This is a genomic window from Janthinobacterium pasteuri, assembly GCF_051380775.1.
In the GTDB taxonomy this organism is placed as follows: Bacteria; Pseudomonadota; Gammaproteobacteria; order Burkholderiales; family Burkholderiaceae_D; genus Janthinobacterium.
Window position 1 is genome coordinate 115457 of sequence record NZ_JBNYXS010000009.1, and the last position, 20040, is coordinate 135496.

General features: G+C 60.7%; 15 protein-coding genes. 10 read left to right on the plus strand and 5 right to left on the minus strand.

Annotation, left to right across the window (positions count from 1 at the left end; translation table 11 throughout):
- The first annotated feature begins 22 nt into the window (after window positions 1-22).
- The 4 genes from prpC to ACQ4WN_RS11865 all read left to right on the plus strand — a co-directional run bounded on the left by prpC (window position 23) and on the right by ACQ4WN_RS11865 (window position 7035).
- A complete protein-coding gene (prpC, locus tag ACQ4WN_RS11850) occupies window positions 23-1177 on the plus strand; it encodes a bifunctional 2-methylcitrate synthase/citrate synthase (RefSeq protein ID WP_071076692.1) in 1155 nt (384 codons plus the stop codon).
- Window positions 1178-1188: 11 nt separating this feature from the next.
- The gene (acnD, locus tag ACQ4WN_RS11855) at window positions 1189-3783 is read left to right on the plus strand and encodes a Fe/S-dependent 2-methylisocitrate dehydratase AcnD (RefSeq protein ID WP_436551715.1); all 2595 of its coding nucleotides are present in this window, start codon (window positions 1189-1191) and stop codon (window positions 3781-3783) included.
- Between the two features lie 61 nt (window positions 3784-3844).
- On the plus strand, window positions 3845-5035 hold the full coding sequence (gene prpF, locus ACQ4WN_RS11860; RefSeq protein ID WP_436551716.1) for a 2-methylaconitate cis-trans isomerase PrpF: 1191 nt from the start codon (window positions 3845-3847) through the stop codon (window positions 5033-5035).
- Between the two features lie 113 nt (window positions 5036-5148).
- Window positions 5149-7035 carry a propionate--CoA ligase gene (locus ACQ4WN_RS11865; protein ID WP_436551717.1) on the plus strand — a complete coding sequence of 629 codons (1887 nt, stop codon included), beginning with the start codon at window positions 5149-5151 and terminating at the stop codon, window positions 7033-7035.
- 44 nt (window positions 7036-7079) lie between these two features.
- Here ACQ4WN_RS11865 and ACQ4WN_RS11870 read toward each other — a convergent pair whose 3' ends face one another.
- Entirely contained in the window at window positions 7080-7793 is a 714-nt protein-coding gene (locus ACQ4WN_RS11870) for a S24 family peptidase (protein ID WP_436551718.1), read from the minus strand.
- A 149-nt stretch (window positions 7794-7942) separates the two neighbouring features.
- Between ACQ4WN_RS11870 and ACQ4WN_RS11875 the strand changes: the two genes are divergently transcribed.
- Both ACQ4WN_RS11875 and ACQ4WN_RS11880 read left to right on the plus strand, forming a co-directional pair.
- The gene (locus ACQ4WN_RS11875) at window positions 7943-8353 is read left to right on the plus strand and encodes a FeoC-like transcriptional regulator (RefSeq protein WP_436551719.1); all 411 of its coding nucleotides are present in this window, start codon (window positions 7943-7945) and stop codon (window positions 8351-8353) included.
- A 78-nt stretch (window positions 8354-8431) separates the two neighbouring features.
- Window positions 8432-8860 (plus strand): hypothetical protein, encoded by a 429-nt coding sequence (locus ACQ4WN_RS11880; RefSeq protein ID WP_071076698.1) that lies wholly within the window; start codon window positions 8432-8434, stop codon window positions 8858-8860.
- Between the two features lie 120 nt (window positions 8861-8980).
- Here ACQ4WN_RS11880 and ACQ4WN_RS11885 read toward each other — a convergent pair whose 3' ends face one another.
- Together ACQ4WN_RS11885 and ACQ4WN_RS11890 are read right to left on the minus strand one after the other, a co-directional pair.
- Entirely contained in the window at window positions 8981-14023 is a 5043-nt protein-coding gene (locus ACQ4WN_RS11885; RefSeq protein WP_436551720.1) for a diguanylate cyclase domain-containing protein, read from the minus strand.
- A gap of 355 nt (window positions 14024-14378) precedes the next feature.
- Window positions 14379-14765 carry a cupin domain-containing protein gene (locus ACQ4WN_RS11890; RefSeq protein ID WP_436551721.1) on the minus strand — a complete coding sequence of 129 codons (387 nt, stop codon included), beginning with the start codon at window positions 14763-14765 and terminating at the stop codon, window positions 14379-14381.
- A gap of 24 nt (window positions 14766-14789) precedes the next feature.
- Here ACQ4WN_RS11890 and ACQ4WN_RS11895 point away from each other — a divergent pair, with 24 nt between their 5' ends.
- A complete protein-coding gene (locus ACQ4WN_RS11895; protein WP_436551722.1) occupies window positions 14790-15779 on the plus strand; it encodes an AraC family transcriptional regulator in 990 nt (329 codons plus the stop codon).
- Between the two features lie 424 nt (window positions 15780-16203).
- Here ACQ4WN_RS11895 and ACQ4WN_RS11900 read toward each other — a convergent pair whose 3' ends face one another.
- Window positions 16204-16446 carry a helix-turn-helix domain-containing protein gene (locus ACQ4WN_RS11900; RefSeq protein WP_436551723.1) on the minus strand — a complete coding sequence of 81 codons (243 nt, stop codon included), beginning with the start codon at window positions 16444-16446 and terminating at the stop codon, window positions 16204-16206.
- Window positions 16447-16535: 89 nt separating this feature from the next.
- Between ACQ4WN_RS11900 and ACQ4WN_RS11905 the strand changes: the two genes are divergently transcribed.
- On the plus strand, window positions 16536-16814 hold the full coding sequence (locus tag ACQ4WN_RS11905) for a hypothetical protein (RefSeq protein ID WP_436551724.1): 279 nt from the start codon (window positions 16536-16538) through the stop codon (window positions 16812-16814).
- Window positions 16815-16834: 20 nt separating this feature from the next.
- Window positions 16835-17524, plus strand: coding sequence for a hypothetical protein (locus ACQ4WN_RS11910; RefSeq protein ID WP_436551725.1), 690 nt, complete (start codon window positions 16835-16837; stop codon window positions 17522-17524).
- 505 nt (window positions 17525-18029) lie between these two features.
- On the opposite strand, the gene ACQ4WN_RS11915 is transcribed toward ACQ4WN_RS11910, so the two are convergent.
- Window positions 18030-18260, minus strand: a complete 231-nt coding sequence (locus tag ACQ4WN_RS11915) for a hypothetical protein (protein ID WP_436551726.1) — start codon at window positions 18258-18260, stop codon at window positions 18030-18032.
- 702 nt (window positions 18261-18962) lie between these two features.
- On the opposite strand from ACQ4WN_RS11915, the gene ACQ4WN_RS11920 reads away from it, so the two are divergent.
- A complete protein-coding gene (locus ACQ4WN_RS11920) occupies window positions 18963-19940 on the plus strand; it encodes an IS481 family transposase (protein ID WP_436551727.1) in 978 nt (325 codons plus the stop codon).
- Window positions 19941-20040 lie beyond the last annotated feature (100 nt).

Sequence of the window (20040 nt, forward strand, 5' to 3'; positions counted from 1 at the left end):
ACTATTCAATCTGGAGAACACAATGACCGCACCGCAAGTCGCTACTTTCAAGCCTAAAAAATCCGTCGCCCTGTCTGGCGTTACCGCCGGCAACACGGCGCTGTGCTCGGTCGGCAAGACCGGCAACGATTTGCACTACCGCGGCTATGACATCCTGGACGTGGCCGACAGCTGCGAATTCGAGGAAATCGCCTATCTGCTGGTGCACGGCAAGCTGCCGACCGCCGCAGAACTGAAAGGCTACAAGGCCAAGCTGAAATCCCTGCGCGGCCTGCCGTCGGCAGTCAAGTCGGCCCTGGAAGCGCTGCCGGCCGCCGCCCACCCGATGGACGTGATGCGCACGGGCGTGTCCGTGCTGGGCTGCACCTTGCCGGAAAAAGACGACCATAACGCGCCTGGTGCGCGCGATATCGCCGACCGCCTGATGGCGTCGTTCGGCTCCATGCTGCTGTACTGGTACCACTACAGCCATAACGGCAAGCGCATCGAAGTGGAAACGGACGACGACTCGATCGGCGGCCACTTCCTGCACCTGCTGCACGGCGAAAAACCGTCCGCATCGTGGGAAAAAGCCATGCACACCTCCTTGATCCTGTACGCGGAACACGAATTCAACGCTTCGACCTTCACCAGCCGCGTCATCGCCGGCACGGGTTCCGACATCCATTCGGCCATCACGGGCGCCATCGGCGCGCTGCGCGGCCCGAAACACGGCGGCGCGAATGAAGTGGCGCTGGATATCCAGAAACGCTACGACAATGCCGATGAAGCGGAAGCGGACATCCGCGAGCGCGTGGCCAACAAGGAAGTGGTGATCGGCTTCGGCCACCCCGTCTACACGATTTCCGACCCGCGCAATAAAGTCATCAAGGAAGTGGCCCGCTCGCTGTCGCAGGAAGCCGGTTCCACGAAAATGTTCGACATCGCCGAGCGCCTTGAATCGGTCATGTGGGAAATCAAGAACATGTTCCCGAACCTGGACTGGTTCTCGGCCGTGTCCTACCACATGATGGGGGTGCCGACGGCGATGTTTACGCCGCTGTTCGTCATTTCGCGCACTTCGGGCTGGGCTGCCCACATCATCGAGCAGCGCATCGACAACAAGATCATCCGCCCGAGCGCCAATTACGTAGGCCCGGAAGACCTGGAATTCGTGCCGATCAAGGACCGCAAATAATGACCTCTAATATGAACACCCTGCATCGCAAGCCCTTGCCGGGAGCCCAGCTAGACTACTTCGACACGCGCGCCGCCGTCGATGCGATCCAGCCAGGCGCCTACGCCACCTTGCCCTATACCTCGCGCGTGCTGGCCGAAAACCTGGTGCGCCGCTGCGATCCGGCCACCTTGAACGCTTCGCTGAGCCAGTTCATCGAACGCCGCCGCGACCTCGATTTTCCATGGTTCCCCGCCCGCGTCGTTTGCCATGACATCCTGGGCCAGACGGCCCTGGTCGACCTGGCCGGCTTGCGCGACGCCATCGCAGCCCAGGGCGGCGACCCGGCCCTGGTCAATCCTGTCGTGCCGACGCAGCTGGTGGTCGACCATTCGCTGGCCGTCGAATGCGGCGGTTTCGATCCCGATGCCTTCGCCAAGAACCGCGCCATCGAAGACCGCCGCAACGAAGACCGTTTCGACTTCATCGACTGGACAAAGAAAGCGTTCAAGAACGTCGATGTGATTCCGCCAGGTAACGGCATCCTGCACCAGATCAATCTGGAGCGCATGTCGCCCGTGATCCAGGTGCAAAATGGCGTGGCCTATCCCGACACCCTGGTCGGCACGGATTCGCACACGCCCATGGTCGACGCGCTGGGCGTGATCGCCATCGGTGTGGGTGGCCTGGAAGCGGAAAGCGTGATGCTGGGCCGCGCCTCGTGGATGCGCCTGCCCGACATCATCGGCGTCAAGCTGACGGGCAAACCGCAGCCGGGCATCACGGCCACCGATACCGTGCTGGCGCTGACGGAGTTTCTGCGCAAGCAGAAGGTCGTCTCGTCCTACCTGGAATTCTTTGGCGAGGGAGCATCGCACCTGACCCTGGGCGACCGTGCCACGATTTCCAACATGGCGCCGGAATTTGGTGCCACGGCCGCCATGTTCTACATCGATGCGCAAACCATCAAGTACCTGAAACTGACGGGCCGCGACGATGAGCTGGTGAAACTGGTCGAGCTGTATGCCAAAGAAACGGGCTTGTGGGCCGACAGCCTGGTCGACGCGCAGTACGAGCGCGTGCTGACGTTTGACCTGTCGTCCGTCGTGCGCAATATCGCCGGGCCATCGAATCCGCACAACCGCGTGCCGACGTCGGAACTGGCTGCGCGGGGGATTTCCGGCGTGGTGGAAAATGAGCCGGGCAAGATGCCCGATGGTGCCGTCATCATCGCGGCCATCACCAGCTGCACGAATACGAACAACCCGCGCAACATGATCGCTGCCGGTTTGATCGCGCGTAATGCGAATCGCCTGGGCCTGACGCGTAAACCGTGGGTGAAATCCTCGCTGGCACCAGGCTCGAAAACCGTGGAACTGTATTTGCAGGAAGCGGGCCTGATGACCGAGCTCGAAACACTGGGCTTCGGCGTGGTGGCATTTGCCTGCACATCATGCAACGGCATGTCGGGCGCGCTCGATCCTGTCATCCAGGAAGAAGTGGTGTCGCGCGACCTGTACGCCACGGCTGTCCTGTCGGGCAACCGCAACTTTGACGGCCGCATCCACCCGTACGCGAAACAGGCTTTCCTCGCCTCGCCGCCGCTGGTGGTGGCCTACGCGATTGCCGGCACCATCCGCTTCGACATCGAAAAGGATGTGCTGGGCATCGCCCCGGACGGTAAGCCTATCCAGTTGAAGGATATCTGGCCATCGGACGAGGAAATCGACGCCATCGTCGCGTCCAGCGTCAAGCCGGAGCAGTTCCGCAAGGTGTATATCCCCATGTTTGCCGCGCAGGCGGACGACGGCATCAAAGTCAGCCCGCTGTACGACTGGCGACCGAATACCACGTATATCCGCCGTCCGCCGTACTGGGAAGGCGCGCTGGCTGGCGCACGCCCCTTGAAAGGCATGCGTCCGCTGGCCGTCCTCGGTGACAACATCACGACCGATCATTTGTCGCCATCGAACGCCATCATGCTCGATAGCGCGGCTGGCGAGTATCTGGCGAAGATGGGCTTGCCCGAGGAAGACTTCAATTCCTACGCCACGCACCGGGGCGACCATTTGACGGCGCAGCGCGCGACCTTTGCCAATCCGACCCTGAAGAACGAGATGGTGATCGAAGATGGCAAGGTGAAGGCCGGTTCGCTCACGCGCATCGAGCCGGAAGGCACCATCTCGCGCATGTGGGAAGCCATCGAGGTGTACATGGAGCGCAAGCAGCCCTTGATCATCATCGCCGGCGCCGACTATGGCCAGGGTTCCTCGCGCGACTGGGCCGCCAAGGGCGTGCGCCTGGCCGGCGTGGAAGCCATCGTGGCCGAAGGTTTCGAGCGCATCCACCGCACCAACCTGGTGGGCATGGGCGTCTTGCCGCTGGAATTTTTGCCTGGCGTGAACCGCAAGACCCTCGGTCTCGATGGCAGCGAAACCTACGACGTCGTGGGCGAGCGCATGCCGCGCTCCACGTTGACCTTGCTCATCCATCGCAAGAACGGCGAAACGCTCGACGTGCCCGTCACCTGCCGCCTCGATACGGCGGAAGAGGTGTCGATTTACGAGGCCGGTGGCGTCTTGCAGCGCTTCGCCCAGGATTTCCTCGAGTCGTCCAAGGCAGCGTAAGCAGTTCGTCATTCACCGGGTGGCGCGCAAGCGCGCGCCGCCCGGCTTTTCAGGAAATCTCATGACCCACGTACCCCAAATCAAAATCCCCGCCACCTACATGCGCGGCGGCACCAGCAAGGGCGTGTTCTTCCGCCTGCAGGATTTGCCCACCAGCGCGCAAGTGCCTGGCGCGGCGCGCGATGCCTTGCTGCTGCGCGTGATCGGTAGTCCCGACCCTTATGGCAAGCAGATCGACGGCATGGGCGGCGCCACCTCCAGCACCAGCAAGACGGTGATCCTGGCAAAAAGCGCCAAGCCGGAGCATGACGTCGATTACCTGTTCGGCCAGGTTTCCATCGACAAGCCCTTCGTCGACTGGAGCGGCAATTGCGGCAACCTGTCGGCGGCCGTCGGCTCGTTCGCCATTGCCAGTGGGCTGGTGGATGCTGCGCGCGTGCCGCAGAACGGCGTGGCCACGGTGCGCATCTGGCAAGCCAATATCGGCAAGACCATCATCGCCCACGTCCCCATGACGCATGGCGAAGTGCAGGAAACGGGCGACTTCGAGCTCGATGGCGTGACCTTTCCGGCCGCCGAAGTAAAGCTGGAATTCATCGACCCGGCAGCCGAGGAAGAGGGCGGCGGTGGTGCCATGTTCCCTACAGGCAACCTCGTCGATGACCTCGACGTACCCGGCATCGGCACCTTGAAAGTCACCCTGATCAACGCCGGCATCCCGACGATTTTTGTCGACGCGGACGCCATCGGCTACACGGGCACGGAACTGCAGGACGCCATCAATGGCGACCCGGCCGCGCTGGCCCGCTTCGAAACCATTCGCGCGCACGGCGCGCTGCGCATGGGGTTGATTTCCCACCTGGATGAAGCGGCGAAGCGCCAGCACACGCCGAAGGTGGCCTTTGTCGCCAAGCCGGCCAGCTATGTCTCGTCCAGCGGCAAACAGGTGGAAGCGGGCGAGATCGACTTGCTGGTGCGCGCCATGTCCATGGGCAAGCTGCACCACGCCATGATGGGCACGGCGGCGGTCGCCATCGGCACGGCGGCAGCCATTCCCGGCACTCTGGTCAATCTGGCGGCGGGCGGCGGGCCACGCAATAACGTGCGCTTCGGCCATCCGTCCGGCACCCTGATGGTGGGCGCGGAAGCGGCGCTGCTCGATGGCCAATGGAGCGTCACCAAGGCCATCATGAGCCGCAGCGCGCGCGTGCTGATGGAAGGGGCTGTGCGCATTCCCGGCGACGCGTTTTAGGAAGAAATACGCAGGCAGATGGTAGGTAGATGGCACACAGGCCACACACATAAAGTGGTGGCCAGGCCAGTTCGCCCAGGCCCGATACAGATTGCACGCATACCGGAGGAGATATGAATTTCGCAGCATTTTATCAACGCTCGATCGACACGCCAGACGCTTTTTGGCGCGAAGAAGCGGACAAGATCGACTGGCATACCCCGTTTTCGCAAGTGCTCGATTATTCGCGTCCGCCGTTCGCCAAATGGTTCGTCGGCGGCACCACCAATTTGTGCCACAACGCCGTTGACCGCTGGGTGGACAGCCAGGGCGATGCCGCCGCGCTGATCGCCATTTCCACCGAGACCAATACCGAGCACACCTACAGTTTTCGCGAGCTGCAGCGCGAAGTGGAGCGCTGCGCCGCCATCCTGCAGTCGTTGGGCGTCGTCAAGGGCGACCGCGTCCTGATCTACATGCCGATGATCGCCGAGGCGGCCTTCGCCATGCTCGCGTGCGCCCGCATCGGCGCCGTGCATTCCGTGGTGTTCGGCGGCTTTGCCGCCAACAGCCTGGCCAGCCGCATCGACGATGCACAGCCCAAACTGGTGTTTTCCGCCGATGCCGGTTCGCGCAATGGCAAGGCGATCGCCTACAAGCCGCTGCTTGACGAAGCCATCCGCATTGCCGCGCACAAGCCGCAGCAAGTGCTGCTGGTCGACCGTCATCTGGTGCCAATGGAACTGACGCCGGGCCGCGACGTCGATTACGCGACCCTGCGCGAGCAGCACCTGGACGCGCAGGTGCCCGTCACCTGGCTCGAATCGAACGAGCCGTCGTATGTGCTGTACACCTCGGGCACGACGGGTAAGCCGAAGGGCGTGCAGCGCGACGTGGGCGGCTATGCAGTGGCGCTGGCGTCGTCGATGCAGTACAACTTCTGCGGCAAGCCCGGTGAAACCTTCTTTGCCACCTCGGATATCGGCTGGGTGGTGGGCCATTCCTACATCGTGTATGGCCCGCTGATCGCCGGCATGGCCACCATCCTGTACGAGGGTTTGCCGGTCTGTCCCGATGCGGGCATCTGGTGGAGCATCGTTGAAAAATACAAGGTCACGCGCATGTTTTCGGCGCCCACGGCGATCCGCGTGCTGCGCAAGCATCCTGTGGAACTGATGCGCAAGCACGACCTGTCTTCCCTGAAGGCGCTGTACCTGGCGGGTGAGCCGCTTGATGAAACCACCTCGCAATGGATCGCCGATGAACTCAAAGTAGACATCATCGACAACTACTGGCAGACGGAGACGGGCTGGCCGATTTTGTCGGTGGCGAAAGGCGTGGCCGATACGCCGACGCGCCTGGGCAGCCCGGGCCTGGCCATGTACGGCTACCAGGTCAAGCTGCTCAACGAAGCGACGGGCGAGGAATGCGGCACCAACGAGAAGGGCGTGCTGGTGCTGGAAGGCCCGCTGCCACCGGGCTGCATGCAGACCGTGTACGGCGATGACGAGCGTTTCGTCGACACCTACTGGTCCACCTTCAGCGGCCGGCAAGTGTATTCCACCTTCGACTGGGGCGTGCGCGACGCGGACGGCTATTACTTCATCCTGGGCCGCACCGATGACGTGATCAACGTGGCCGGCCACCGTCTGGGCACGCGCGAAATCGAGGAAAGTATCACCAGCCATCCGAACGTGTCGGAAGTGGCGGTGGTGGGCGTGGAAGACAAGCTCAAAGGCCAGGTGGCGATGGCCTTCGTGATCCTGAAGGACCCGCAGGGTTTCGACAGCTTGGACGCGAAAGCGGCGCTGGAACGCGAAGTGATGGCCGTGGTCGACCGCCAACTGGGCGCCGTGGCGCGGCCCGCGCGCGTGCTGTTCGTAGCGCAGTTGCCGAAGACGCGCTCGGGCAAGCTGCTGCGCCGCTCGATCCAGGCCATCTGTGAAGGGCGCAGCCCGGGCGACCTGACGTCGATGGACGATCCGGCATCGCTGCAGCAGATCCAGGCAGCGCTGGCTTAAGCGGCGTGGCGAGAACGAAGTTTATCAATCGGTAAATTTCGTTCTCAAATCCGGTCGCTTTCCTTGCGCACGACCCTGCCCACGATCAGGCATTCATTGCCGCGGCACAGCTTGCGGTGGTATTTGCGCTGGTCCGGGTTGTCCGAGGTCAGCCACCATTCGCCGATATCGCGCGCCATGCGCTTGACCACGGCTTCGCCTTCGTAATTGATGGCAAACACGATGCCGTCGGCCGGCCGCTTGTCGGCTGTATTGATGATCACCACGTCGTCCTCGTACAGGGCCGGCTCCATGCTCTCGCCCTTGACCTTGATAGCCACCAGTTTTTCAGGATAGTAGCCATTGCGCTCGACCCAGCTGCGCGGCACGCTGATGGTGCTGCCGTCGTGCGTTTCCGGCTCGATCGCAAAACCCGTGATGCCGGCCGAGAGGCGCAACTTGACCTTGCGGATCGGGTAAAAGCGCGCATCTTCGCCATCGACCACCACCACCGGCCGCGCGTCACCCAGCGCACGTGCCGCCAGCGCCGCCTGGTCGGGCGCCGCACCCTGGTCGAAGTACATGCTGTCCAACTGCAAGTCCGCTTCCAGCTTGCGCGCGATTTTTTCACTGAAAGCGCGTCCCTCGCGGTACGTGGGTGAGAGGATTTGCGAGATGCGCGCCTCGCTCCAGCCGCTGACATCGGAAATTTTCTTGCGCGTGTTGTCGTAGTGCTCGCGGATCAGGGCCAGCAGGCGGTCGCGTCTGTATTGATACATATTCATCTCCACATTAAACCTGAAATTTACCGTTTGATAAATTACCAAATGCTTGACTTTAACATTAGCGATTGATAAAGTCCACTCGTTGCCTGTCGCAAACGCACTACAGCGTCTGCCGGCGGGCAGCACCATGGGAGATCAGGCAGATGTTGAACAGCAGTCAGTGGGTGGAAAGCAGGGCGGCGCCACGGCAGGGGCGCCAGTTACAGGGACGCAGCAAGAAGTCGCAGCTGCATATCGCCCGCATCGCGCAGTACATTCGCGAGCAGGGCCAGGCCAGCGCGGCGCAATTGTCCGCCTTGCTGGGACTCGATGCGGGCACCATGAGCCGCTATTTGCGGCACATGTGCGGCATGGGACAGATCCACCTGGCGCAGCGCCACCTTACGGAGCCGGGACGCCAGCGGCCCGCCCTGTACGCGCTGGGCGAACAGGATGAGCAGGTCGATGGCTGGGCCGAACTACCGCCGCAGGTGCGTCGCACGGCCAATTGGCCACGCGGCACGGCGCACCGCGATCCGCTGGTGGCGGCGCTGTTTGGCCCGGCACAAGTTTAGGGCGGCAAGCCGCCCTCCCAAATGAATGACAGCAAGCTGCCAAGCGCAGTTCTTTTTTTCCGCAACTGAAAGCACATCATGCATATCGATATCACCGCCGCAGGGGCTGCCTGGATCAAGCTGCTGGGCGTCCCCTTGCTGGCCGCCTTTTTTGCCACCTTGCTCAGCTTCATGGTCATGTGGCCACGCAATTGCAAGGAGGCGCTCATCCGTATTTGTTCCAGCATCATCATTGCCACCTTTGCCGGTCCCGTCCTGGTGTCGGCGGTGCTGGCGTGGTGGCCCGGCTTGTTTGACAGTGCGCAAACGGTGGCGGCGCTGTATGGCTGTGATCCGGCCACGGGTTTCCTGTTCATTGCCGCACCGCTGATGGCGCTCGTCGGTTTGCCGGCGTGGTGGCTGGTGAGTGCCAGCGTGCGCTGGTTCGACCGGCGCCGCGACAAGGATATCGGTGAACTGGCGGCGGACGCTGCCGCTGCCGTCAAGGAGGTACGGACGCGACGTTGACGGCGCTGGCGTCCTCTTTTAGTGCATGGACCAAGCGGCGCGCCTGAAATCGGTGCGAAGGGGGGGGCACCATGCACAGTCATGGCAGCGATTGAGGATGCGCCGCGCGCCGCATGCTGATCAGCCATCGGGCAACACCTTGAGCACCGCGCAATTGCGCCCTGCATCCTTGGCGTGGTACAGCGCGGCATCGGCCAGGCGCAGCAGGGCATCCGGATCGGCTGCACCCGGTGCCGAATGGATCGCGATGCCGACGCTGATCGTCACTTGCAGCGCATCCGCACTTTCATGTGGGATGCCCAGTTCTTCGATGGCGCACCGCAGCGCTTCGCCGATCTGGCACGCTTCGTCCGCGCCAGTGTTCGGCAACACGATCGAAAACTCTTCGCCGCCGTAGCGCGCCGTCAGGTCGCCCGCGCGCCGCATGCCGGTCGCCAGCGCGTGCGCGACACGGATCAGGCATGCGTCACCTGCCTGATGGCCGTAGCGGTCATTGAAGCGCTTGAAGTAGTCGACATCGAGCATGATGACGGCAAGCGGCTGGCCGACGCGCGTGGCACGTGCACATTCGGTGCGCAGCACATCGTCGAAATGGCGCCGGTTCGCCAGGCCGGTCAGGCCATCGGTGATGGACAGGGTTGCCAATTTTCGGTTGGCGTCTTCCAGCTGTTCGGTGCGTTCTGCAACGCGCTGCTCAAGGCTGTCATGCAGCCTGGCGCTGGAGATCGAGATCATTGCCTGTACACCTAGCATGCGCAGGAACGCGACGCGCTCCTGCGTGAACGAGGCTTCGGCGAGCCGGTTCTCGAAGTACAGGATGCCCTCGATCTGACCGCCGTGCCGTATCGGCAGGCACATGACGGCACGCGGCCGCTGCAGCTGCACGTACGGGTCGGCGGCAAAGCGCGAGACGCCTGTGATACTGTCTTCGATCACCTCCGCGCCAGTGCGAATCACATAGCGCAGCAGCGACAGCGGGAACTGCGGGTCGCTGGCGGCGTTCAGGTCGAGCCGCCGCGCTTGCAGGACGGTGGTGACATCGCCATCGATATCTGCTTCCAGCTGGTAGCTGCCCTCGGACAGCAGCAGCAGGCGCGCTACCTGCCCGCCAGCGTTTTCGCACACGATGGAAATCAGGCGCGTCAGGACATTGCGCAAGCCGACCTCGTTCGACAGGATCTGCGCCGCTTTCAGCAGCGACACCAGGTCGAGCGCGGAACTGCCGTGCGTGTTGAGGCCCACATGCGACAGTGTGGCGCGGCCATCCAGCCTCGGCAGCAGCGCAGCGTGTCGTGCCCGCAGTTGCTCCACTTTGCCCTCTGCGCCCCACTGGCCGTAGTGCGCGATGGCGTCCTGGATGAATATGGCGGCCACGCGCGCGTGACCCTGTTCGCACCAGTATTCGCCGCACAGTTCATTGCCCAGCGCTTGCACGTTGACGTAGCCAGCCAGGCCGGCAGCGTCGATCGCCTGCCGGTAATGGCGCGTGGCCAGCTGCAGATTGTCCCGGTAGCGTGCCATTTCAGCCATCACCAGCAGATGCTTGGCTGCGCTATTGTCCGAGCCTTGCCTGGCCCACTCTGTGAGGCTGGCCTGCAGCGCGTCGATCACGGCAAGCACAGCGTTTGCATCTGAGCGCTCCGGGTCGCGCCGCAAGGCGCGGATCAAAATCAGCGCGGCGTAGAAGCTTGATTCGGCGACCTTGGCCTGGCCGCGCATGATCTGGGTGACGATGCCGAGCTGGCTGGCCAGCAGCTCGGCGTCGGCGCCGTCGAACAGGTAGGCGTTGCGGATTTTCCCTTGCAAATAGTAGGCGCGGTATAGTTGCGAGTCGCCATAGTGTTCGAGGAAGCGCGCCTCGCTGAACGTCGCATCATCGTAGCTGTCGTGACGGGGCAGGAGGCCCATCAGGCATTTGATCGGCTGGATCGCCGCGGCGACGCAACAGTCGGCCATCGCCTGCTGGCCGTTGGCGCGCATCAGCGCCAGGTCGTGCTCGATGTCGTGCATCAGATGCGGCAGGTAGTCGCCGAGGATCACCCGCTCGGTGGCGCGCACGGCCACCACCACGCCAACCTGCACGAAATCGGCAATTTCCAGTGCCCAGCCAAAGGCTTCTTCGTACAGGGCATCGGAGCTGCGCAGGGGCTGCGTCCAGTGGCTGATGAGCGCACCGAACATCAGGCCCGTGAGTGTGCGCGTCTGCAGATTGGCACGCCGCCTGGCCATTGCCATCGCCATCGCGCCGAAGTCGTAGCCGCGCGCGACGTCGCCGCCGTACAGCGCCAGCATCATCGCGTAGCCGACATAGGCGACGGCGCTGAAATCGCTGTTCCCCCGCTGCATGGACAGCCGCGTCATCGATACCACCATCAGCGCGCTGAGGTCCTGCTGGCCGGCGTAATAGCTGGCCATCCACAGGCCCTGCATCATCTGCATCGCGGCCACCGCGTCCGGCTCGCCCATGTCGCCGGCCGCCAGCAGGGTGTCGGGCGCCTGCGCGCCAGGCTGCCGCCCGATGTCGGCGAGGATATCGTCGAAGTGCGCCTTCATGTGCGCGACATCGTGCGGAATGGCGATGTTCAATTGCGCCAGGCCTTCGCGCTGCACGGCGATGGCGTCGAGCAGGCGGCCCTGCAATTGATACTGGTGGGCCTGGATGGCAATGCAGCGTACCTGCAGCAGCGGGTTCAAGCTGCGGGCGCGCACCAGCGGATAGATCGCCTCGGCGGCATCGAACTGCCCGCACAGGTAAGCCGCTTCGGCCGCGCCGAGCTGCAGGTCGAGCCAGAGTTCGGCCTGGACGCTCCATGCTTCGGCCGGCAGCAGGCCCAGACCAATGCGCATGTGCTCCAGCGTGGCCTGGAATGCGGCAGAACGTCGTGCCTTGACGCCGGCTTGCAGATTGAGCGTCGCCAGATGCACGCGCTCGCCGGCATCGTCGATCAGCACGCGACCGGCGTTGAGCTGTTCAACGATTTCAAACAGTGCGCCATCCTGACGCTCCGGCGTCGCATGCCGCAAGAGCAGGCGGCCGATGCGAAGATGGCTGGCCGCGCGGGTACCGGCATCAGCGATCAGGTAGGCTGCCTGCTGCACGCGGTCGTGCAGGAATCGGTAACTGACGCCACTTTGGCCGGCGCGGGTGTCGCCGTTGAGGTATTTATAGCGTTCGTCGAGCGGCTGGATCAGTCCTGCATGGAGCGCCGGCCACAAGGCTTGCTGCGTGTGCCAGGGCGCGCGGTCCACTGCCAGCGAAAGGGTGTCGAGCGTGAAGCGGTTGCCGCTGGAGGCGGCCAGTTGCAGCAGGTGCTGCGTTGCCGTGGGCAGACGGCGGATTTTCTCCAGCAGTACCTCGACCACGTTGTCGGTATATTTGACCTGTTGTATCGCGGGCAGGTCCCAGTCCCAGCAATCGTCGACGGCCCGGTAGCGCAAATGGCCCGTCTCATTGAGCGAGGCCAGGAACTGGCTGAGGAAAAATGGATTGCCGGCCGTCTTGCGGTAACAAATGCGGGTCAGGGGGGCGCAGTCAGGTGCCGCCACGCGCACGGTGGCCGACACCATTTGCGCAACCTGCTGCTCGCTTAGGGGACCCAGTAACAGCGTGGACAGGCGCACCTCGCGCGCGCGCAGCTTGTCGTGCAGCGCGATGAGTGGATGCGTGGTGCCCACTTCGTTGTCGCGGTACGCGCCGATGAACAGCAGGCAGCACTTGTCACAGGAGAGCATGAGCAGTTCGATCATCCGCAGCGTGGCCGCATCGGCCCATTGCAGGTCGTCCAGGAACAGCACCAGCGGATGCCCGGCGCAGGCGAAGACTTCGACGAAGCGGGGGAAAAGCCTGTCCAGGCGGAGCTGGGCCTGTGCCGGCGCCAACGCGGGTATCGCCTCGGTGGGGCCGACGATCAACGCCAGCTGGGGAATCAGTTCGACCAGCACGCCGATGCCGCTGCCCAGGGCGTCGTGCAGTTTTCCGGCCCATTGCCGCAGCGATTCTTCGGGCTGGCCCAGCAACTGGTGCACCAGCCCCTGGAAGGCCTGGATCAGCGAGGCATAGGGTACGTCGCGCTGGAGCTGGTCAAACTTGCCAGACAGGAAACAGCCGCGCCGGGCGATGATCGGTTTCTGCACCTCGTTGACGACCGCCGACTTGCCTATGCCCGAGTGGCCCGCCACCAGCAGCATTTCGCAGGTGCCGGCCGCACTGCGCTCAAATGCCGCCAGCAGCATGGCGATGGCATCCTCGCGCCCATGCAGCGTTTGTGGTACAAGGAAGCGGCCGTTATGGTCGGACAGCTTGAGCGCCTGCGCCGGCTTGTCTGCGCGGCATGCTTCGAGGTCGCTGCGCAGTCCTTGCAAGCTCTGGTAGCGTTGATCGGCATTTTTTTCCAGCAGGCGCTGGATGATCGGCAGCAGATGACCAGGCAAACCTGCGAGCGCCGGGTGCGACCAGTCGGGACTGAGGGCAATGTGGCAATGCACGAGTTCCATCTCGTCGCCCGCCTCGAATGGCGCCTGACCGACCAGCAGTTCGTACAAGGTGGCGCCGAGCGCATAGAAATCGGCACGCCAGTCGACGCGCCGATTCATGCGCCCGGTCTGTTCCGGCGCCATGTAGCGCAGCGTACCTTCCAGTGACTGGAGATTGACGATGCCATGGCTTTCGTAGGGCAGTTCACAGGCAATGCCGAAATCGATCAGCTGCAGCAGACGTCGATCGGCATTCCACACCAGATTGGATGGATTGATGTCCTTGTGGATCACGCCATGACGATGCACCTCTTCCAGCGCCGCGCACAGCTGCAGCGCGATGTCGAAAAAATCGTCCAGCGCCAACGCGGGCTGTGCCGGCGTGCTGCGCGCCGCCACCTGCGTGCGCAGAATCTGGTCGAGCGCCTGGCCACCGGCATCTTCCTGGATCATCGTCCAACATCCTCCGTGCCGCTGCAGTGCAAGCGGACGTACCACGCCAGGATGGCGGCAGCGGCGCGCGATTGCATACTCGCGCTTGAATTGTGCCAGTTGCTGGAAGGAAGGGAACTGCTGATTGGGTTTCTTGACGATCAGCGTGGTGCCATCGGTAGCCCTGGCGCGGTAAACGCGTGAGCGGTCACCGCTGTGCAGCTGTTTGAGGATCTCGTGGTCGAAAAGGGAGCGCATAGGCTGGGCTTGGCGGTACACAGACGGTTGCGGGAGCCTTGAGGCACACATTTCGAACGATTACTTGATTGTTAGTATTGTATCAGTAGGTAGTCGCGGCAGAGGGACGGGGCGATGGGGGATGTTGCAAAAATGTCGGCACTGCCGGGCATTCTGCGAGCGATGATTGGCGCGCTCCCCGCTGGGCGCCGAAGTGCGCCACTAGCGTGCACAAACCAAAGGTTCCGGGCTGTCTCACAGGCCTGAGTTTTCCGCCATCAAGCCAGCGGCTCGGCCGCCAGACATCATCGCAGGCCGGCTTGATGTACTCTTGCCGACGCTGCGTGCGATAGTTAAAGAGAGTACTTTCCTGGCATCATAAGTAGCGCAGGCCGTACTTTTCCTGGAGCTGGCTCAGTTGCTCCGGCGTGGGTTTTTCCGGCGCAATACTGCGTATCAATTCACCTGCGTCCTTAAAGAAACCTTCTGCTCCTCCAGGAGTAAAGGTGGTAAGAAAGCGACAATCGCTGTCACTCTCGTTCTTGAAGTACTGTTCGACGCCCCTCGGCGCGACGACATAGCTACCTGGTACAGCCAAGTAGACAGCCTCGCCAATGTGCATGGTGAGTTGCCCTTCCAGAATGAAGTTATTCTCATCCTCTTCCTTGTGGATATGCTTCGGCACGACTCCTCCAGGGGGGAGCACCGTCTCCATCAGCGAATAGACTCCCCCTGTCTCGCTTGCAAACACCTTGATGCTCATGTGCGCGCCAGTCGGGTGCAAAACATGATGGCCACCCTCTGGGCTAATCATGCGTGCCGTGATCGAATTACTACTCATGCTTCCTCCGAAAAAATTCAAGAATGGGATGGCGTGATAGCCATCTCGGGTCTGCGGAAGATTTTACTTGCATCAGACATGGCAGGATTTATAATTCAGGTCAAATTATCTGTAAAAAAGGTCAAAATGTCACAGCATCTGTCTGCGCCTCACGCGCAGTCAGCAGAAAGCGTCACTGGGATAGGCTTTACTGCCCTGAGTGAGGGACTGGCGGCAGCCAAGGCTCATCGTCATGATCAAGGACAACTGGTGATGTCTTTGGAAGGCGTCGTTTCTTGCGAGGTGGGCGATAGCCATTGGATAGTGCCACCACAATGCGCGCTCTGGATTCCGGCCGGCCTCCATCACGCGAGTCGCGCCTCTGCCAATGCCCGAGGTTATTTCCTGTTCATCGCGCCTTCAGCAGCCCCGCTTCCAGACGATTGCTGCACGTTCCGTATCACGGCCATGCTTCGAGAAATGATCATTGAGCTCTGTGCAGGTCGCAGTGACCGCAGTACGCGTAGCAAAGATCTCTTCGCTCAATTACTGCTTGAAGAGCTTGGTGCTATGCCCAAGGTGAATACACATTTCCCAATACCAAGCGACTCGCGATTGCAACGCATAGCCAAAGCCTTAATCCGGGATCCTGCTGACAGACGAACGATTGGGCAATGGTCAAGTTTTGCAGGGATGAGCGAACGTACACTTGCTCGTCAGTTGTTTAAGAAAACCGGAATGTCTTTCGGAAAATGGCGTCGACAGCTCCATCTGATGGTGGCGCTGAATTTATTGGCTGAAGGCAAAAGCGTTCAACAGGTCGCAGGAGAACTTGGGTATGTGGCTGTGACGAGCTTTATCACGATGTTTAAATTAGCATTAGGCACTACACCAGCAAAATATGTCTCATTGATGGACGTGGTACAAATGCGCAAGAAGCATCAGGAGCGACGCTAGGGAAGCGCTGATCAATTCGGGTTTCTGGCAAGGTTCCCGTGCGCCCAGGATGGCGATCTCCGCCCGCCAGCCGCCAACCCGTTTCCTGAATGAAGCCATGCATCCCTATCGTTGAGGCGTCATCATGGCGTAAATTTGGCGTAGTCGCCACTGGTTATCGTCGGGTTTAATCTGGACTAAGAGAAATGACTGGACGTAAAAAAAGCCACTAACCCGTTGATTGTATTGGATTTAATGGCTTTTTTGATGTTTCTGAATTCTGTGCGCTGGTGCCGGAGCCGGAATCGAAATCCAGCCTACAGCCCGCATGAACCAACGGCTTCAGAGGAATTGCTTTTCTCTATACCGTCAAATATACCGTCAAACGAAAATCCTACCCTATCTTGTGGCTCGCCTGCGCGATACCACCGGCATCAATATATCACTACAAGCCAGCCTTTGCCATTAGCTCGGCCAAGGATAGGCTCAATGCTTCCGCTATACGGGTAAGGTGCAGGAGGCCCGCATTCTGGTCCCCGCGTTCGATAGCGCCAAGGTATGAACGATCGATTCCACTTTTATGAGCAAGCTCCTCCTGCGAAACGCCCCGCTCCGACCGCGTCGCACGGACAGCACCACCGAACGCGACCAGGGGAAATTCTTTGGCATTTGGAGAAGTAATTGGCATCTGCCGATGTTCGGGGTATCATCGCCGTCACGCCACGGGTAATCTTCCTCATCCAGGTGTTTGCCGACTTTTCAAAATAAGGAACCCACTTGAACAAGACTTTTTTTGCTTCTCTAGCTTTGATCCTAAACGGCTGCGCATCCACCACCGGCGTTGTATCCATCGGCAAGGACGCCTACATGATCGCCCGCGAAGACAACGGCCCAGCCGCGTCGCTTGGCGCCATCAAAGCCTCCACGTTCAAGGAAGCCGGCGCGTTTTGCTCGGGTCAGGACAAGACAATGCAGGTGACGAAGGAAAGCGACACACCACGCTCATTCGGCCAGTTCCCGCAGACGACATTGCAGTTCACCTGCGCAAAGCTTTAGGCGGCCCGACCGACTAGACCATGTTTGTACCACAACATATCTCGCGCAAAGAAGCCCAAGAGCAGGGGCAGAGTCGGTACTTTACTGGTAAACCGTGCCGGTTCGAGCATGTTGACTATCGCTGCGTCTCCAGCCGCACTTGCCAAGCTTGTATACTGGCTCGTTTTGTCGCCTCTCAAACCGACGATCCAGCAACTGTCCTCAGTCTCTTGCTACGCGGAAATCATGAACGGGCAGGTGAATACATCCGCATCGTAGGTACAAAACTTCTGGTTGATCGGAGCTTCTTGCCTTGTCTCCCTTTTAGTTCGCGCTTAAAGTTACCTAACTTTATCGATGGCGAGCCTGTGACTTGGGGGCAATCGTACGGTCGGATAATTTACTTCACCAATTTTATCGAGGAAAGATTATCAAATCATCACCTTGTGCATCGGGCAACGCCGAAGTGGGCCAACAAGAAATTGATCCAGGCGTTTTATGAAGAAAGGAATCGTCGTCGAGCACAAGACAATGTCACATGGGTTGTTGATCACATCATCCCGCTGCACCACCCCAGAGTATGCGGACTGCATGTCCATAACAATTTACAGGTTATTACGATGCTGGAAAATACTCAGCGGCGAGGAATGTTTGTCGAAGAAACGACAGTCTTCAGCTATTCTCACTCGGGATGGAACAACCTGATCAAAAGGATTGTACCGAGTGACTGACTCACTGTGGACACGGACGAAGTACTGGGCCTCTTTGCACCTATTCAAGCAACCCGTGCGCCAGCAGCCCCGCCAAGCGTGCACGCACCATGCCGCCGGATGCTACCTGTGTCCACGCGAATATTGCTGCGGCGCGTTGAATGACCGTGACGACCCGGACCTTACCAAGCCTAGGCCGTCGTCATCCGGGCACTGCGTTTATCTGGGCGGTGCCAATGGCGGCTTGGGCCTGCGCCTGAGCATGACCGCTCGGGGTGCGAATGACCACTACGCGCGACAAGCTGCCGAACGGGGGTATTCAGACATCTCGACCCGCGAGATGTGTGCGGCGGACATCGACCGCGACGGTTCGCTGGAGTTGCCCTTATAACGGAAGGCCCCAATCGTGTTAAGTGGCGTGCCCGTCTGAGCCGCATACTCTCTGATCTGCGCTGGAAGCTGTTCGGGCGTGGCCATAGCGACTACCGCTGTCTTACTTGCCGGATGCCAGCCGAAAGTGATGTCGTTAATGACGGTCCGCAGCTTCCCCTGCGCGATACTCTTCGACGCAGCCGCAGCCGCAGCCGATGACTTGCTGAGCGCCGCCCTGGGATGCAGTACGCACAGGATCGATGCAACCGGTAACAATAGTGTTCAGCAATGGCTGGAGAAACATGCCGAGGACGTAAATCAACGCCATCGAATAGACGAAGAATGTGCACAGCAGAACGATTGTCATCGCGTCGATGGGTGCCATCGCACTTCCTTTTTCTTGACTGGTGAAGCCATAATCATGGCGCACCCCAATCAATTCGACCGCTCAAATATGCACTCGATGCTTTGCATGCGATAAGGCTGACCACGATTGCTTAGATGCGGCCAATGCCATTACGCCGGTTAAGGCACCGCGATGCTTTGCTTGAGACCGAGGAGGGTTCGGGTTGATGCTCCATTTTGAACGCGCTCAGCAGGCTCTGGCCAACCGACAGGCCCGACGCTAATATCGTTGGGTTAACCGATTCCTGCCAATGAAGCGCGCCGAAAATTTTTTTGATTTTCTACCGGCGAAAAATTTTGAGGCGCGAACCGATTGATCATACAGGAATGGCGGGGCCACCTTCGCCGCCCCCCCCCCGGGGGGGCGCTCCCACTCATTGGCCTAAGTGTGGCGGCTCGCGTTTGAAACCGGCCGTGCTCGCATTCGACGCCGGTTTTAGCTCGAATTAACTGCAAATGACGGAAGGCACGTGCTCACGCTATCTGCAAATGAGCTTGAAATCGAAGGCCCCGGCTCGCACTCCATGGCCGCCGCCTGAAGCTAACTGTTTAGTTTCGTGCGATCATATTCCTCGTCGCAGCATGGCCCTGTTCCGGGCCAACGCTGTGCTTGACGAGTTGATCGGCGGTTTGCCACCGAGATCGTCCCACCGGTTACAGCACATCGCATAAACTTCAGTCCATGAGCTCACGCATTCATCCCCAAGCCCGCACCATCCCGAAGATCCGGCAGGAAATCAAGGACTCCGGACTGTCTGACCGCGAAGCCGCCAAGGTCTTCAATATAACCCGTGCCACGGCTGCCAAGTGGCTCAAGCGGGACGATGTGCAAGACCGTTCGCACCGCGCCCATACGCTGCATACGACCCTGAGCGCGACACAGGAGGCCATCGTGCTGTCACTGCGCCAATCGCTCTATCTTCCGCTCGACGACCTGCTGTACATTACCCGGCAATACATCAATCCCGACGTCTCGCGCTCGGGCATTGCCCGTTTGCTCAAGCGCGAAGGCATGGCCCGCCTGGAAGACGTCATTCCCAAGGCCGAGGGAGAAACGATCTCGGCCAAGAAGACCTTCAAGGACTACGAACCCGGCTTTGTTCACGTCGACATCAAATACTTGCCGCAGATGCCAGATGAAACCTCGCGCCGCTATCTGTTCGTGGCCATCGACCGCGCCACGCGTTGGGTGTTCCTGCACATCTACGGTGACATGACAGACAAAAGCAGCGTCGACTTCCTGCGTCGGCTCAAGCTGGCCTCGCCGATCAAAATCACTAAACTGCTGACTGACAACGGTTCGCAATTCACCGACCGCTTCACAACAAAGGAGAGGAAGCTCAGTGGCCAGCACGCCTTCGATAAAGTCTGCACCGCCATGGGCATCGAACACCGCCTGGCACCGCCCCGGCATCCGCAAACTAATGGCATGGTCGAACGATTCAACGGCCGTATCAGCGAGCTATTGCAGCAGACCAGATTCGACAGTCGGGCTGATCTGGAGACTACCTTGCTCAACTATTTAAAGCTTTACAACCACCATATTCCACAACGGGCCATCGGTGTCAAAACACCCATCCAGGCGCTCAAAGAATGGCAGCAAAAGAAGCCGGAACTATTCGTCAAGCGCGTTTATGATCAAACGGGACTGGACAGCTAACGGCACACGACGGCCCGTATAGCCAGCCCCTTTTCGGCCTACGCGAAGGACCGCTTCCGCCCCATTTCCGTCACTCGGAAAGGCCAGAAAAGGGAATTTG